General features: G+C 56.8%; 16 protein-coding genes. 14 read left to right on the top strand and 2 right to left on the bottom strand.

Annotated elements, in window-relative coordinates; all coding sequences use genetic code 11:
- Positions 1-24 precede the first annotated feature (24 nt).
- Positions 25-786, bottom strand: a complete 762-nt coding sequence (locus XnspCFBP7698_RS06710) for a hypothetical protein (RefSeq protein WP_104580840.1) — start codon at positions 784-786, stop codon at positions 25-27.
- Positions 787-894: 108 nt separating this feature from the next.
- On the opposite strand from XnspCFBP7698_RS06710, the gene XnspCFBP7698_RS06705 reads away from it, so the two are divergent.
- From XnspCFBP7698_RS06705 to XnspCFBP7698_RS06685, 5 genes are all read left to right on the top strand, one after another.
- On the top strand, positions 895-1,263 hold the full coding sequence (locus tag XnspCFBP7698_RS06705) for a helix-turn-helix transcriptional regulator (protein WP_123137353.1): 369 nt from the start codon (positions 895-897) through the stop codon (positions 1,261-1,263).
- A 108-nt stretch (positions 1,264-1,371) separates the two neighbouring features.
- Positions 1,372-1,881 (top strand): hypothetical protein, encoded by a 510-nt coding sequence (locus XnspCFBP7698_RS06700; RefSeq protein WP_046832448.1) that lies wholly within the window; start codon positions 1,372-1,374, stop codon positions 1,879-1,881.
- A gap of 2 nt (positions 1,882-1,883) precedes the next feature.
- Complete coding sequence (locus XnspCFBP7698_RS06695; protein ID WP_046832447.1) at positions 1,884-2,339, top strand: hypothetical protein; 456 nt, start codon at positions 1,884-1,886, stop codon at positions 2,337-2,339.
- Between the two features lie 179 nt (positions 2,340-2,518).
- A complete protein-coding gene (locus tag XnspCFBP7698_RS06690; protein ID WP_104580842.1) occupies positions 2,519-4,297 on the top strand; it encodes an AAA family ATPase in 1,779 nt (592 codons plus the stop codon).
- Positions 4,294-5,052, top strand: coding sequence for a hypothetical protein (locus tag XnspCFBP7698_RS06685; RefSeq protein WP_104580843.1), 759 nt, complete (start codon positions 4,294-4,296; stop codon positions 5,050-5,052). Before XnspCFBP7698_RS06690 ends, XnspCFBP7698_RS06685 begins: the two co-directional genes overlap by 4 nt.
- A 91-nt stretch (positions 5,053-5,143) precedes the next feature.
- Here XnspCFBP7698_RS06685 and XnspCFBP7698_RS06680 read toward each other — a convergent pair whose 3' ends face one another.
- Positions 5,144-6,544, bottom strand: a complete 1,401-nt coding sequence (locus XnspCFBP7698_RS06680; RefSeq protein ID WP_104580844.1) for a site-specific integrase — start codon at positions 6,542-6,544, stop codon at positions 5,144-5,146.
- A 969-nt stretch (positions 6,545-7,513) separates the two neighbouring features.
- On the opposite strand from XnspCFBP7698_RS06680, the gene XnspCFBP7698_RS21615 reads away from it, so the two are divergent.
- The 9 genes from XnspCFBP7698_RS21615 to XnspCFBP7698_RS06645 all read left to right on the top strand — a co-directional run bounded on the left by XnspCFBP7698_RS21615 (position 7,514) and on the right by XnspCFBP7698_RS06645 (position 13,486).
- Positions 7,514-8,020, top strand: a complete 507-nt coding sequence (locus XnspCFBP7698_RS21615; RefSeq protein ID WP_039732238.1) for a hypothetical protein — start codon at positions 7,514-7,516, stop codon at positions 8,018-8,020.
- A 36-nt stretch (positions 8,021-8,056) separates the two neighbouring features.
- Entirely contained in the window at positions 8,057-8,554 is a 498-nt protein-coding gene (locus XnspCFBP7698_RS06670; protein ID WP_039732237.1) for a hypothetical protein, read from the top strand.
- A gap of 286 nt (positions 8,555-8,840) precedes the next feature.
- Positions 8,841-9,065, top strand: coding sequence for a hypothetical protein (locus XnspCFBP7698_RS06665; protein ID WP_039732135.1), 225 nt, complete (start codon positions 8,841-8,843; stop codon positions 9,063-9,065).
- Positions 9,066-9,460: 395 nt separating this feature from the next.
- The gene (gene radC, locus XnspCFBP7698_RS06660) at positions 9,461-9,940 is read left to right on the top strand and encodes a DNA repair protein RadC (RefSeq protein ID WP_104580845.1); all 480 of its coding nucleotides are present in this window, start codon (positions 9,461-9,463) and stop codon (positions 9,938-9,940) included.
- A 69-nt stretch (positions 9,941-10,009) separates the two neighbouring features.
- On the top strand, positions 10,010-10,210 hold the full coding sequence (locus tag XnspCFBP7698_RS06655) for a hypothetical protein (protein WP_039732138.1): 201 nt from the start codon (positions 10,010-10,012) through the stop codon (positions 10,208-10,210).
- Between the two features lie 140 nt (positions 10,211-10,350).
- Positions 10,351-11,070 (top strand): hypothetical protein, encoded by a 720-nt coding sequence (locus XnspCFBP7698_RS06650; RefSeq protein WP_104580846.1) that lies wholly within the window; start codon positions 10,351-10,353, stop codon positions 11,068-11,070.
- Positions 11,071-11,159: 89 nt separating this feature from the next.
- Positions 11,160-11,366, top strand: a complete 207-nt coding sequence (locus XnspCFBP7698_RS21330) for a hypothetical protein (protein WP_127459521.1) — start codon at positions 11,160-11,162, stop codon at positions 11,364-11,366.
- A gap of 105 nt (positions 11,367-11,471) precedes the next feature.
- On the top strand, positions 11,472-12,092 hold the full coding sequence (locus XnspCFBP7698_RS21325) for a hypothetical protein (RefSeq protein ID WP_131705291.1): 621 nt from the start codon (positions 11,472-11,474) through the stop codon (positions 12,090-12,092).
- A 752-nt stretch (positions 12,093-12,844) separates the two neighbouring features.
- Complete coding sequence (locus XnspCFBP7698_RS06645) at positions 12,845-13,486, top strand: DUF1629 domain-containing protein (protein ID WP_199680110.1); 642 nt, start codon at positions 12,845-12,847, stop codon at positions 13,484-13,486.
- Positions 13,487-13,517: the final 31 nt, after the last annotated feature.

The following is a 13,517-nucleotide window of genomic DNA, read 5'->3' as shown; positions in this document are numbered from 1 at the left end:
GAAAGCGGGCAAAGCCGGGGCCTGCTAGTTGTCGCGATTGCCGTCGGGTTTAAAACCAGCAATCCAGAGCCTGGTGTCTTTGAAGGGCGTCAGCATTCCCGACGACCCCGGGTGCAGGTCTGCGGTCTGGAGAAATCCCGAGACCCAGGCGACGCGCAGGGCGACATCGACGGCGCGGTCAGCCACGCCGGGCCGGCTCACGTTGACGACAAAGGGCTGGGCCGGAGGGTTGGGGCCCGTGGAGCGCTGGGCGCCCGTATTGGGCTTGCTGGAAGGCACCCGGATGCCGTTGAGCGTGTCCCGGCCTTTCCAGAGAGCGGAGGTGTTGAGCTCGGCGGTGTCGCCCAGGTCGTCGGTCTCGGTCACCGCGGCATCGAAGCAGGTGCGGAAGGTCTCGGTGGTAGACGCCGTGGCGTTGGTCCAGATGCGGGCCTCCGCCGTCCAGCAGGGCAGCGAAGCGCCCCACTCGGTGAAGGTCAACGCGGCTCGGGGCCAGTCCAACTTCCCGAGTTGGGCTTGCTGGTGGTTGTCGCCCTTGAAGAGCCCGCGCAGCTTCCCGGCACCGCTAAGGGGTTCATAAATCGAGCCAGTGCCTTGGCTGCCGGCCTTGCTTGCCGCGTTCGGCTTGATGCCGACCATCTGTTTCCCGGCGTCGCCCAATCCCTTTCCCAGCTGACGGAAGAAGCCGGGCTTCTGTGCCGGCACATCTTGGGCGTAGATGGTGAACGGCGAGACGATCGTCAACGCCAAGAGCGCAGTGAACGCTTCGTGTCCTGCGTGCTTCATCGAAAACCCCTGCAATACTGCCCGTTTGGCGTATTTGCAAATATGGCAAATGCAGCGCAGGATTGGAAGCGGCAGACTTGGGGGTCAATTCATCCTTCGTTGGTCTTCATGCCTGCTCCGCTGCCTCCCGCATACACCTTTGGCCGTCGCCTTCGTCAGGCCAGGCTTGCGCGGGGCATGAACCAAGCCGCCTTGGGGGCTGTTCTCGGGCTCGAGGAACAGAACTCGGCAGCTCCCAGGATTTCGCGCTACGAGCGGGGGGACCGCATGCCCGACAACGAAAGCATGGCAAAGCTGGCGGAGGCGTTAGAGCTGCCTGTGGCCTATTTCCACGCTGTCAGCGACACGATGGCTGAGGCCATCTTGGTGCTTTCCCAGTTGACTCCAGCGAAGCAAGAGGAGCTGCTGCACCACATGCGTGAGTTTGCCGGTGCCTCGGAGAAGGCATCTTTTGCCGTGAGCAAAGCCAAGAAGTAATCTCTGCTCTGCGCTATCCGAATGAGCAAGAATCACCATGGAGTGGTCACACAAGGGCTACACCAAAAGAATCAGAACTTGGCGCAGAAACTGCTCTTGGAATGAAGCATGACCGCCCAAGAAGGTAGCGGACGCTTCCACCACGTTTTCGTCACCCTCAAGGGTGCCGACAAGAAGCAAGCCCTCTTTGTTGACTTGTCGCCAAGCGAACTGAAGAAGCGTTTTGTGAGGCCCTACAAGCGGGGCAAACCGGTCCTGCTTATCGACCACACCGTGGTCCAAACCCGCGACATCACTTGGACTTCGATTCGCACGACAGTGGAGGCTGCCGAGCCCACACTTGAGAGGCTGCAAGAAGATAGTCGCCGCCACACCGATGAGCTCAACAACCGGGGCGGCCCAGTCATGTTCATGGGGCACTTGTTCTGGAGCAACGAGGATTTGATAGGTGAGGGCGCGGACGTCACGGGGAGCTACATCTATGGGCCCCCAGGTGAGGCAAGTGTTTACAGCAGGCTGGGATCATGGCTGGCCGATAATCTGGGCAAGGCCGTGATTGGCCTTCTGTTCGCGATTGCGCTAACAGTTGTGCTGACCTGGCTGGGACTGAAGAAGTAGTGATGGAGAGCATGCGCCAGCAGCTAGTTGAGGCCTCCTTGGCTTGGGAGGCCGCCTTTGGGAATGCTCCAGCCATCACCTCTGCATTGTCGGAATACGACGCTGCCGTGCTGTTGGGATGTTCCCTGGCTGATTACTCTGCTTGCATGTGCGGTGCGACTGCTGTCCAGCGGGGCCATGACTTCGTTTATCAGGGCCTGCGCTACCAAGTGAAGGGAAACCGACCCAGTGGTAAGCGAGGCAGCACAGTGACCCGGGTTCCCAAGCCGTCGAACTACGAGTGGGATCGGCTGATCTGGGTGCTATACAACCCGCACTATGAAATGCAGGAGGCTTGGCTCTGGGAGGTTGAAGACTATCGGCAGCGCTTCGATGCCATTTCGAGGCTTGGGCCGGGGCACATGCGACTGGGACACTCGCTTATCGATGACAGGCCATTACAAGCCGGCCACCTGTAACTAAGCAAAAAGCGGCGGGACTGACTGGCCACGGAAAGCGCGTGTTCTGTCTATGCAAGCAGCACAGCAAAGAAAAACGCGGCTACGTGAGTCGAGCTTGGTGGCGAACACAACAATTGCCTTAAGGATCAAATGAGGGCAGCTTTCAGTAATTCACCGCTGAACTAGGGGGCAAAGGAATGGCTGTTTACATCTCAGAGTTGGATATCCGGAATTTTCGCTCGTGCGTTGCTACTTCCTTGCAGTTAACCAACTTCACTCCACTGGTCGGTCTGAACAATTGCGGAAAGAGCAACTGCCTCACGGCGTTGCAGTGGTTAGTCCGAAAGGCCAAGTTGGCCGTTGAAGACTTCCATGACCCGGCTCAACCCGTCCAGGTTACGGGGGTGCTGGTCGGCATCACAGATGCTGATCTAGATGTTCTGGAGGGCAAGCACCGTAAGAAGATCGAGCCACATATACACAACGGCACCCTGCAAATTCGGCGAGTCCAGGAGGTGCCTGGTGGTGAGGTGACTTTGACAATTTTGGACCCGGCCACCAACCAGTGGGACCCTAATCCTGCTGGAATCGATAACGCCATCACTGCTCTGTTCCCGGATCCCATCCGCATTGGGGCGATGGAGAATGCGGAGGAGGACGCGAGCAAGGCCAAGACGACTACGACCATCGGAAAGCTGCTTGCATCGATGCTGTCTGCTATTCAAGAGCAGCATGAGCAGACCTTGACTCCTCATTTGGCGGCAATTCTGGGGATGATTTCAGCTGAGGGCGGTGACCGCTTTGACGAGTTGGGTCGTATCGATGCGTCCATCAATGGCAAGATCTCGAACCTCTTCCCCGGAATCAGCATCAAACTTGATTTTCCTGTTCCTGCTTTCAACGATCTGATTAAGGCGGGGACAGTCAAGGTTTACGAGGGTGAAGGGCAGGGGCGTTCCTTTGGTTCATATGGGCATGGAGCGCAGCGAGCTATTCAGATGGCCATGGTCCGGCATTTGGCTGACTTGAAGAGAGGGGCGGCAGCCGCCGGTGGGGCCACCTTGCTTCTAGTGGATGAGCCAGAGCTATTCATGCACCCTTTCGCCGTGGAACAGGTGCGTGAAGCACTTCGCGCTTTGTCGGACCTGGGGTATCAGGTTGTGTTCTCGACGCACTCCGCCCAGATGATCCTTGCCAAGGATGCGAAGAACGCGTTGTTGATGACCAAGAAACATCCCCACGGGACAAAAGCAAGGCCGCGCCTGCTATCCGTCATAGAACAGTTGGTGGAGAATCCTACCCACCAGATGCACCAAATCTTTAGTCTGACCAACTCTTCTCAGGTGTTGTTCGCTGACAAGGTGGTGTTGGCGGAAGGAAAAACAGAGCTTCGATTGCTCCCATGTCTCTTCCAGGCCATTGCTGGTAAGACGCTGGGCCAGTCGTCGCTGGCGATTGTGCCAATGAGCGGTGTAGCCGACACCAAGAAATCGATAGAGGTGCTCGCGGCTCTGGGTCTTCCCGCGTGCGCCATTGTGGATCTTGATTACGCCTTCCGTAATGCGCAGGCGCATGGGTTCCTCGCGGATGATGATCCTGACATCGCTGCTTGCAGGGAAATCCTTGCGAGACTTGCTCAGAATGATGTGATCACTCTGGACGCAAGCGGCCTGCCTAAGAAAGACGCGCGTGGTCCGGCATCCAGGGCATTTGAGCTCCTAGCCGCGGAGGCGGATGCCATTGCTCACATCGATTCGTTAGTAGCGAAGCTCCGTGGTCAAGCCATCTGGCTCTGGAGTCGTGGTGCTATAGAGCCTCACGTTGGCCTCGGGCAAAAAACCGAACACGCTTGGCTTACTTGTCAGATTGATATTGAGACCAAGGGCGTGGATGCTACTTGTGCGGATGCAGCAGGAGTTCGTGAGATGGTGAATTGGTTGTCTCAGCTTCCGGTTGAAGTCGAGGAAGAAGCATGACCTCCAAGATGCGTTCTGCTTTCATGTTAGATGATCCAGTTAGGCATTCGCTGATCACAGCGCATCGCTTCTATGTCCAACAGGCTAAAGACAGGCTGCTTTCGAAGTTCGGGAACATCTCGGCGGAGGCAGATGCGGCAGCAGACGCTCATTGGGAGGAGTCCGGCCGCAACTTCAATCCCGACATCCACGACGAGGGGAAGCAGGCTGAGGATGCGCAAAATCATGGAATCATTTTCTACGAGCTGCTCTCGGAAATGCATGAGCGGACTCGCCTAAGCGTTGTCGCTGGTATGTTCCATCACTGGGACAAAGCTTGGCGACGTTTCTTGGTGGATCAGCTTCGGCTACCTGGGTTTGTTATAGGTATCCACACGAGAAGGGCAATGTGGACGATGGATAGCATCCAGCTAGAAAGATTTTTGGAGGCACTTGGACTGAGTATTGCGACCTTCCCAGGATATGCTCGCCTGGATGCAATGCGACTGGTCGTCAATGTGTTCAAGCATGGAGAGGGGAGGTCGATGGATGATCTCCGGTTGGCCTACCCAGAGTTCGTTCCAGTGGTCAATGGATGGGTTCGAGCATTCCCTGACGACACCAGTATGAAGGTGACGGACACGCATTTGGACGAATTCGCAAACGCCATTGAGTCCTTTTGGAAAAGTGTCCCAAAAGAGTTGGTTTTCGATGCCACTGCGTCACTAAAGTTGCCTAAGGAGCTAGCAGCCGCGCGCGCAAAAGATTTGGCCTAAGCCAGCTCTAGCTTCAGCCCTCCGGATCAACAGGCCAGACATCCTGTCGCGCACCAGCGAGAACTTCTCGCTGGTCAGCGTTTTCGATGCGTTACGGGTAGAACTTGCTTGAATCTGCCAAGGACTTGGCAAACTGCCCCCGCTGGTAGCGCGGCAGCTCCACGTTGGGCTGGTAGAGCTCCAAGGCGCTGATTTGCTTGCTCCGCGTCACCTGCGGTTTCTTGTGCAGGTAGTGCTGGCGCAAGACCTGGACCCGGTCGCGGGGATCGGTGCTGTGGCCGGTGACCAAGGCAATCTCCTTCTCCGGCACGTCGTTGACGTCGAGCTCAGTGGCCAGCGTGTGGCGGAAAGCATGGAACCCGACGCCCTTGGGGAAGCCCAGGCTCTTTAGGTAGCGGCCGAAATCGACCACAAACTGCTGGCTGTAACGTGCATTGGTTTCCCCTGTCGTGCGGTTTACGCCAGCAGAGAGCAGCGGGAACAGCCGCGGATGGCCCGTCTCCTTCAAGTCTTCCACGAACTCCAGGAAGCCCGCTTCCAATAACGGCTTGGCAATGGGGATGATGCGCATGCACCCCGCGCCTTTCATGCTTTGCCGGCTGCGCCGCCGTCGCTTCGGGTCCGCGGCCAAGTCCTGGTCCAACGTCTTTTGGAAAGCGATGCACCACACCCCGCGTTCCTCGATGATGTCGGTCAACTTCAGCTGGCAGACTTCGTTGACCCTGGCACCGGTATACAAGCCGATCATCGGTGCCCACCAATACTGCGGTTTCTTGGCCCAAGGAATGAATGTCGCGGGGTCAAAAATGGCTTGCAGGTCTGCGTCCTCGAACAGTCGGATCGCCTTGTCGGGATCGATGGTGTCGTCCTTCTTGGGCTTTCGGAATGCCTTCATCGGTGACAAGTCGATGGCTTGTCCGTTGACCAAGTGGTTGAAGAAGGCAACAAGGAATCGGCGGTGACGCTCCTCGGTGGCAGGCGCCAGCGGCGGCACGTCTTGCTCCTTCCCCAGCGCGATCGCTTCATCGAAGGAGAGGTCCTTCAGCAGCGGATCCGACAATAGATTCCTTGGGGCCCAGCGCAGCAGCGTCCAGAGCGCTTGGATGTGGTGATAGTCCACTCGAGCCGCGGAGATGTTGCCGCAGGTAAGAAGCAGAAGCTTCAACGTGCGCTCGGTGGACTGGACGGTCTTCGGGTCAAGCTGGCGGCGACGCATGTCCTCTAGGTGGTCTTCGATTTCCTTGGCCAAAGGGCGCGACGGGGTGCCCATGGGCAGCTGGGCGGGGTAGCGCGTGCTGTTCTTCAGGCCGCTCTTTCGTCCGGTTTCGTCGAGCGCGGCAAGGATGCATTCCTGCAGGTTGATGGCCGCTTCCCGGCCTCGGATGATGGCGCGGTCAATGCGGAACCGGCCGATGTGGATGCCTTCCAAGTGCAGGAGGCCGAAGGGCGAAGCGATGTAATCGTTGAGTGCTGCGGAGGGTAGAGCGGTCATGGGTCACTTCCATCGGAGATGGAAGTAGGGATATGACACCACCGAAATTCGTCAACGGGGGCGATACAAAAATTTGCGGCGACGGCGAAGTCCTTAGGCGTTGAGGAATCGCCGCTGGGATGCTTACCAGACTCGCCAATCTATTATCTGGTGGGAAGCCTTATGGGCCAAAGGTTTGCAGCGAATTGAGGCCGATTTATCGCAGTCAATTGCGTACTGTTTGCAGTAAATAAGCTAACTAAATGAGCTTTACGGTCGATTTTAGAAATGAATATAAGTTAAATGTTAGCCTATTATTGTTAGTTTAATTAAGTTTATCGGTGGCTGTGGCGGTGGAGTCGATTCAGAAATTCCCTACATCGCGAGGCAATTGAAACCTGTGGATTACGAAACAACCTAAGCGAAATATGACATTGCCGGACGCGAGACCGATGGTCGCTCTCCTCGCGGACGATTGAGCAGCGTCACGTCGGCACCCTGCAAGAAGTTCACCCGTCACAACACGGCGAGGCTTGGTCTCATTCGGGATCATGGCCCCGAATGAGCAAGAAGATCCGAGTCGCGCTCACGTCTTCATCGTCCGCTGCTTCGACAGGCCTTTGCTCCGATACGAAGCTAAGTTTTTTGAAAGATTAAGCTTGCGTGAAGCGAGCTGATCTGCAACGCTATCCTCCTTGGGACTGCGCATACGCAGCTGTAATGGAATTACGAGAAGGTGAGATGGGTAACAAAGCAGTAGCGCTAAGTGCAGCAGCACTGGCCGTTGTAGTAGCGGGCATCATCTGGATGCACGAATCGCGTAAGAGCGATGGCTCAACGCACGACATATCTCGGAATGAGACCTCGACTGTGTCGAGCGATTCAGTCGAAGACCAAGTCGCATCTCGGTCGATTGACAGGGGCTCCGATCTGCGACGTGACTCTCGCGTCAGGCATCCGTTCCCTGAGGTTCCGCAAACCCGAGATGGAATGAGCTTCGACAATGACCCTGGCTATGCCGAAAGCAAGGCCGAGCAGAAGTGGCTGGATCGTCATGGCTATCCCAATGAAAAGCAGCTAGAGGCTTACATGGGCGCCCCGGAGGCCCTGTTGAAGCAGGCCTCAGAGGCTGGGGATAAGGTCGCTCAGACGATTTTGGATGCGCGGCTTCTGCCGTCTGATCCCATGGCGCAACAGCGCTTGGTAGACGCCGGAGCGGAAGGCAACCTTTTTGCGTTGAACATGCTGGCGTCCTTCCAGGGTGGCAGCTCCAGTGGTGATCCCGTGGCGGCATATGCCGTGTCCCGCGTTGCTGAAATGCGTGGCGACAGTCGTGCAGCAATCACGCGCGATGTCATGATGTCTAAGCCGCTTTCAACAGAGCAAAAGATGCTTGGCGAATCAGAGGCATTGCGGCTCAACGCTGAAATAGACCGGATCTATACGTCGAAGCACGGTAGGGCGCCCGTTTTGGATAAGCGTCCAATCGGTCAGTAGGTTGTTTGGTTGGTTTTTCAAAGGAGTGGTGCGTAAATGGGAATTATGAAGAAAGTTGGCGTCGCTGCGATGTCACTGACGGGTCTTATTGGGGTTGCATTTGCGTGCTCGGAACTCCCGATGCCGCCACTGGTGCCAATTCAGGTGCCCTTGTCGCAGCTGCCTAAGTTTAGCGACAGCAAGAATCCTGCCAATGCCGTTTTTATGGATAGGCTTGATTCGGCAGCCTCCAAACTGTTGGGTGAGGGAAACTGGGTCACAAACTCCTACAAGGGATATGTTTCCTACACCGTAAAGATTCTCAACTATACTGGCCGCGGCATGGTCTACATTGAGAAGCCTTGCGGAAAGAAGGCAAAGGAAATGGCCGAGAAGATTGCTCAGCAGCCTTCGAGCGGCGGTGGCGGTGGTGGCGGCTCCGCTGGAACGGGTGGTGGTGGCGGCGGGGTGCTGATCGGCGGCGGCTGCTACGGCTCATGTGGTGGCAGAATTCCGACTGGTGATGTGGGTCCAATCGAAACCCTGCCGGGCTAACGATACGATTTAGTTTAGCCAAGAGCGCCCCAGTCAATCGCTGGGGCGTTTTTCTTTGCTGCACGTTGATTTTATAGTTCTGCAACGGATGAAGAGATTTAGCGCTGCGCGGCCAGGAGTGTTTCGCCTGCCTAAGGCCGAGCTTGGCTGTTGCCAGGCCTCAAAAATCTCCCACCCACGGAATGCTTGAGCAGCGCCGTGCCGTCACCTGAAAGAAACTAACCCCGTGCTGCCCTCGTGACGATGCGTCTCAAGTGGTGCGACCAAGCTGCCGATACTCGAGCCCATGGACAGAGCCGAGCTGCGCCATCATCTCGAACGCCTGGACGCTGCGGTGCCCGCTCTGCGGGCCTCAAGTCCTGATCGCCGTCATTTTTGGCAAGCCTTTGCCAACATGGCTGCTGTCATCGAGAGCAAGGCAGCGACGAGCGAGGACGCGCAGTTCGTCGGCCGCAGGGCCGAGGAGATCTTGTCTTGGCATGGGCTTGAAAATTTGGGCGATCACGTCTGAGTCCGCCGGCTCGGACCTGCCCATTCGATGCTTGCGTGCTTCTCAAGCGCAGCGATGCTGCGTAGGGCAAGCATGCACAGGTCCGCAGTAGCTCGATCACTGGCCGCAAAGCCAAGCCATCGCTGCTGACATCAGTCACTCCGTCCATCTGAATGCCGCTCGGCCCGCAGGCCTAGTAGGGCATGCATGGGCCTGTCTCAACCAGCGCTGGGCCTCTTAAAGGGAATCCTAGCTTCGCTGTCCCTGTCCGCAAGTGCAGGCCTCCTCCTCGACGCTGGCGCTCTGTTGCGGCCCTCCGCTGCGCGCCTAACGGTGCTCACTCCCGGGTGCGGTCGAGCCTACGCTTCGCCTGTCGGTTCCCACGAGGCGCACAACGCGCTGGTTGAGACAAACCGATGAAGCGCACCCAAGACCGAGCAGTCCAGTATCAACTCCAGATGGACGAGGAGGGCATCTTGCTCGCCGCCGCGACCATCTTGGAACAGCGCCTTCAACGCCAAGGCCGCATCCACAGCCCCGACCAAGCCGGCGATTACTTGATTACCCGCTGCGCTCACCTGCCTCACGAAGTCTTCGGTGTCGTCTTCCTGGACAACCAGCACCACATCATTTCTACGGAGCATCTCTTCAGCGGCACCATCGACGGCTGCGAAGTCCATAGCCGAGTCGTTGCCAAACGCGCGCTGGAGCTCAACGCGGTCGCTGTCATCTTCTTCCACAACCATCCGAGCGGGAACCCGGAGCCCAGCCAAGCCGACCGCCAAGTCACCAAGCGCCTGCAGGAAACATTGGGCCTCCTGGACATTCGGGTCATTGACCACCTGGTTATCGGCGGCCGGCAGCACGTCAGCCTGGCGGCAAGGGGGTGGGTATAGCCCGCCCCTTCACCTCTTTGGCCTGTCAGGGCTAGACTGCCAAGGTAGATCCACATCCATGGAGCAGGAATGAAGGCATTTCGCGTGCGAGGAATTGTCTGGGAGACCGACGGCAAGCGTCCGTCATTGCCCACTGAAGCCACGGTCGAATGCGAGAGCGAAGAGGGCATCGCCGAAGCGCTCAGCGATAGATATGGATGGCTGGTGAGCGAGATTTCCGCCGTAGAGGAGATTAGGGCCGGTGCTCCCAACGAATCGGGGGCGGAGTGAAGGGAAGGTAGAAGCGCAGATGAGTCGTTTAAGACGGGATGCAAAGCGATTATTGGACTAGCTCGCGGGGTAGCCTAAATAAGGTGGGCAGTCGTTGGTCTGGCGCCATACCGACAGAACCGACCGCACTACGAGAAGCCGTGGAAGCCGAATCTCTCAATATCATCTTGATCCGCTGTGCTGAGTCGCGGCAGCAGAACGAACTCTTCAGGTCCCTATTGCCCGAGGAGGGATTACGCTCGTTGCGAGTAGGCTTTGCTCGATCTGCCATCGATTTAGCACTGGAGCACCACTCGGCATTGATTCGTGTGGTTGAAGCGGGCGAATACGGCGCTGCGGCTGCGTTGCTGCGCCCTATTCTGGAAGCCGCAACGATTGGCTTTTGGTTCGTCTACGTGGCTTCATTCGAGGAGATTCAGAGCCTTCAACTGGATGGGTCTGACAACCCCATCGATGATGTCCCGATGTTGCGAGACATGGCCGCTAAGCTGACCTCTACGTTTCCGGGCATCCAAGCCATAGTGGATGGGTTTAAAAAAGGAGGCGCTGCTAAGTGGCTCCACAAGTATGCGCACGGGGGAACGCCGCAGCTCAATCGCAGAATCGGGCCGGGTTGGACCCAAGGCGACGTGATGTTGATGCTGATCCGCGCCGACCTCTTTAGCGTATTGGCCGGCTGCCTGGAGACTGTTCTCGCTCCGAATCCTCACCTGTCAAACTATGGATTTGCAAGACGTGATCAGCTGGCAGGAGAGCTCTATAGAGGGTTCGGTGGGCCTGAGTTGCCGCAGCAGCCTCATGAACTACCGGCCGCCCCTTTGTTGTCAGCCGATTGCGAGTATCGGCCGAGCGAACGCTAACGTCATTGGCTTGGCTTGGCCTTGCCTTGTTCGATAAGTGTATGCCGCGCAGGCATTGACTTATTCTGATTTCGCAGTAAAAGATGTCAATGAAAATTGACGAATGCATCCGCGAGCTCAGGCGGATCGGTTACACAGTTGAGCCGGATCCTCGAGAGCGCCATGAATCGAACTGGCTGCTTTTTTCACCTGAAAAAAGCCCAGGCTCAGGCGAGCCTGACTTCTTCAGAGATGATGAGCTGATTGCTTGGTCCACGGAATTTCTGCTGCCAAAGCGCCTGTTGGCAAAAAAATAGAGGTTCGTGCTCAATTGGCTTCACCTCGATTGCTAAACTATGCCGAATCCAGGATGCGGCAGGATAGTCATGAGGGTCGCGGTCAATAGAGCAACGTCGTCAAGCTTGATCATCGATATCGATAAGTGGGTAGTCCACAACCATGGCGACACTCCGTCGTGCCCCATATGTGGCGAAGCCATGAGGATCTCGGCGGACCTCTCGACCGAGCGGGCAACACATTTTGCGCATCGGAAGGGCTCCAAGTGCCCCACTGTCAAGGCAGCTGCCAATGCCTACTCGATATTTAAAGCCGTGGAAAGGTCTGGTCTCGCTGAGGCCAGGAAGGTTAAGCAGTATGCACTTGATAATATCGAGAGCATTTACTATCGGGCGGCTGCTAACTGCCCGCAGCTCAGGTGGAAGGAGTTTCTTCCTTTGCTGGAGACGGCGACTGATTGGAATGCGTGGTCATTTAAGGATTTCAATGTGAATTTGATTCCTTATATGCTCCTTTGTTGTGCGGATGAATTTCATGGCCAAAGGAACACGACACGTCCAAAAACTATTTTTTTCGTGCTTGATCCTTCCGCCGGAAATGCGGAGTTTTGGCATAAGCCGTCCGATGGCAAGCGGTTTATTTGGAGGGTGGTGAAATCGACGCGCAATGTGACAGAAATCGCTATGCAGGCTGGAGAGGTTGAACCTTGGTATCGAACTAAGGCGCGGATGAATCTGAAGCTTTAGGCTACGGTCCTCCTGATCGCCGCCACTGTTGGCAAGCCTTCGCCAGCATGGCCGATGCCATTGAGAGCTAGGGGGAAAAGTGAAGGACGTGCAGTTCTTCGTCCATCGCGCCGAGGAAATCTTGATCCCGGCACGGGCTAGCAAATTCCGACGGTCAAGGCTGAAGCTATGCAGTTATTAGGCTATGGCCACCGAGCCTGTGCTCGACACGTAGCACGTGGCCATCCAGTGCTTGGCATAGTTATACGCCGCGTCTCGATTAGGGAAGGCCGCACCAGTGGCCGGGTGGCGATGAAGCGTGATGCCGCCGGGCCTCGAAATTAAGAGCTCTGGTAAGAACTTCCCGTCTGACGGGATGATGTGAGCTGTAAGCAGGTAATCGCCCACCTGCCGAGTTGCCGTAGCGCCCAATAGCGATCCTCCTTGATGGCGTTAAGAATCTCTGAGTGTCTGACGCTAGGCCAGACACCTACAGGCAAACCCCGCCTTAGGCGGAACGTCATCATGAAGAAAAAGGGCGATGGCACTATCAGTGAAAGGCGGGCTGGACGGTAGGTGTTTTCTTACTCAGGTCCCAATCTAGGAGAGCAGACGCTGGCACCTCTCGACAGTTGGGTCCTAGACCATTTGGTCATGGCCGGTCGGCAAGTGGGATGTGGGCTCTCCGTTGCCTCATTGCTTGGGTCGGCAAAGCTGCCGAGTTAAGCTCTTTCTGTCAGCTGAGACCACCGCGCACGGACGGGATGAAACGCATGCCATCAACAACACCCAATCAGCCGCAGGCCGAGAGCTTTTACATGTTCGAAGCAGACATGGAGAGCAACAGGCCGCCCTGTGGGGTGAGGTTTGAGAATGTCCGCAACCTGCTGTCCCCTCCGCGGTTGATCTTGCGGCCGGGGGAAGGAGGATTTCCGACGTTCCGCGAAACACCTCAGCTGACCTGCGACCCCAAGACAGGCCCGGCCCCGCGCGATCTAGAGCCGGGATTCAGTGGTTATTGGTTGGTTTCCGAGCGACTCCACGATGTCATGGTGTCGGTGGACTCCGACGCCTTTGCTTTTGCGGAGGTGGACTACCGCTTGGCCGACGGAGCCAGAGGTCCGCGCCACTTTTTGTGCGACGTTGTTCGCGAGCTTGATGCCTTGGACGAAGTTGCCTCGAAGCTACAAATTGAAGTAGACGACGACTACGTCAATGGCAAGTTCTACTCGGTGGGAGGAGGAGCCAGCTTGGCCTTTAGGCCGGAAGTCGTGAGTCAAGCACACGTATTCCTTACGCCGTTCAGCTCATTTGTAATTTGCGACCGGGCCTTCAAAGACGCGGTCCATGACGCGGGGATTCCTGATGATGCTGGTGAAAGCGGCATCTCTTTTATCGACGCATCGGGTATCTAGCTGCCCTAAAGCGCAAAAAAAGAGAAGTCGA

Origin of the sequence: Xanthomonas sp. CFBP 7698 (assembly GCF_003600855.1) — a bacterium.
GTDB classification, from domain to species: domain Bacteria; phylum Pseudomonadota; class Gammaproteobacteria; order Xanthomonadales; family Xanthomonadaceae; genus Xanthomonas; species Xanthomonas cannabis.
The sequence above is the reverse complement of the archived record's forward strand: the minus strand, read 5'-3'. Positions and strand labels throughout refer to the sequence as shown.

What these genes read in the sequence shown, in the direction of transcription:
- XnspCFBP7698_RS06710 (WP_104580840.1), bottom strand. Translation starts at nt 786, where the DNA reads ATGAAGCACGCAGGACACGAAGCGTTCACTGCGCTCTTGGCGTTGACG.
- XnspCFBP7698_RS06705 (WP_123137353.1), top strand. Translation starts at nt 895, where the DNA reads ATGCCTGCTCCGCTGCCTCCCGCATACACCTTTGGCCGTCGCCTTCGT.
- XnspCFBP7698_RS06700 (WP_046832448.1), top strand. Translation starts at nt 1,372, where the DNA reads ATGACCGCCCAAGAAGGTAGCGGACGCTTCCACCACGTTTTCGTCACC.
- XnspCFBP7698_RS06695 (WP_046832447.1), top strand. Translation starts at nt 1,884, where the DNA reads ATGGAGAGCATGCGCCAGCAGCTAGTTGAGGCCTCCTTGGCTTGGGAG.
- XnspCFBP7698_RS06690 (WP_104580842.1), top strand. Translation starts at nt 2,519, where the DNA reads ATGGCTGTTTACATCTCAGAGTTGGATATCCGGAATTTTCGCTCGTGC.
- XnspCFBP7698_RS06685 (WP_104580843.1), top strand. Translation starts at nt 4,294, where the DNA reads ATGACCTCCAAGATGCGTTCTGCTTTCATGTTAGATGATCCAGTTAGG.
- XnspCFBP7698_RS06680 (WP_104580844.1), bottom strand. Translation starts at nt 6,544, where the DNA reads ATGACCGCTCTACCCTCCGCAGCACTCAACGATTACATCGCTTCGCCC.
- XnspCFBP7698_RS21615 (WP_039732238.1), top strand. Translation starts at nt 7,514, where the DNA reads ATGAGCTTCGACAATGACCCTGGCTATGCCGAAAGCAAGGCCGAGCAG.
- XnspCFBP7698_RS06670 (WP_039732237.1), top strand. Translation starts at nt 8,057, where the DNA reads ATGGGAATTATGAAGAAAGTTGGCGTCGCTGCGATGTCACTGACGGGT.
- XnspCFBP7698_RS06665 (WP_039732135.1), top strand. Translation starts at nt 8,841, where the DNA reads ATGGACAGAGCCGAGCTGCGCCATCATCTCGAACGCCTGGACGCTGCG.
- radC (WP_104580845.1), top strand. Translation starts at nt 9,461, where the DNA reads ATGAAGCGCACCCAAGACCGAGCAGTCCAGTATCAACTCCAGATGGAC.
- XnspCFBP7698_RS06655 (WP_039732138.1), top strand. Translation starts at nt 10,010, where the DNA reads ATGAAGGCATTTCGCGTGCGAGGAATTGTCTGGGAGACCGACGGCAAG.
- XnspCFBP7698_RS21330 (WP_127459521.1), top strand. Translation starts at nt 11,160, where the DNA reads ATGAAAATTGACGAATGCATCCGCGAGCTCAGGCGGATCGGTTACACA.
- XnspCFBP7698_RS06645 (WP_199680110.1), top strand. Translation starts at nt 12,845, where the DNA reads ATGCCATCAACAACACCCAATCAGCCGCAGGCCGAGAGCTTTTACATG.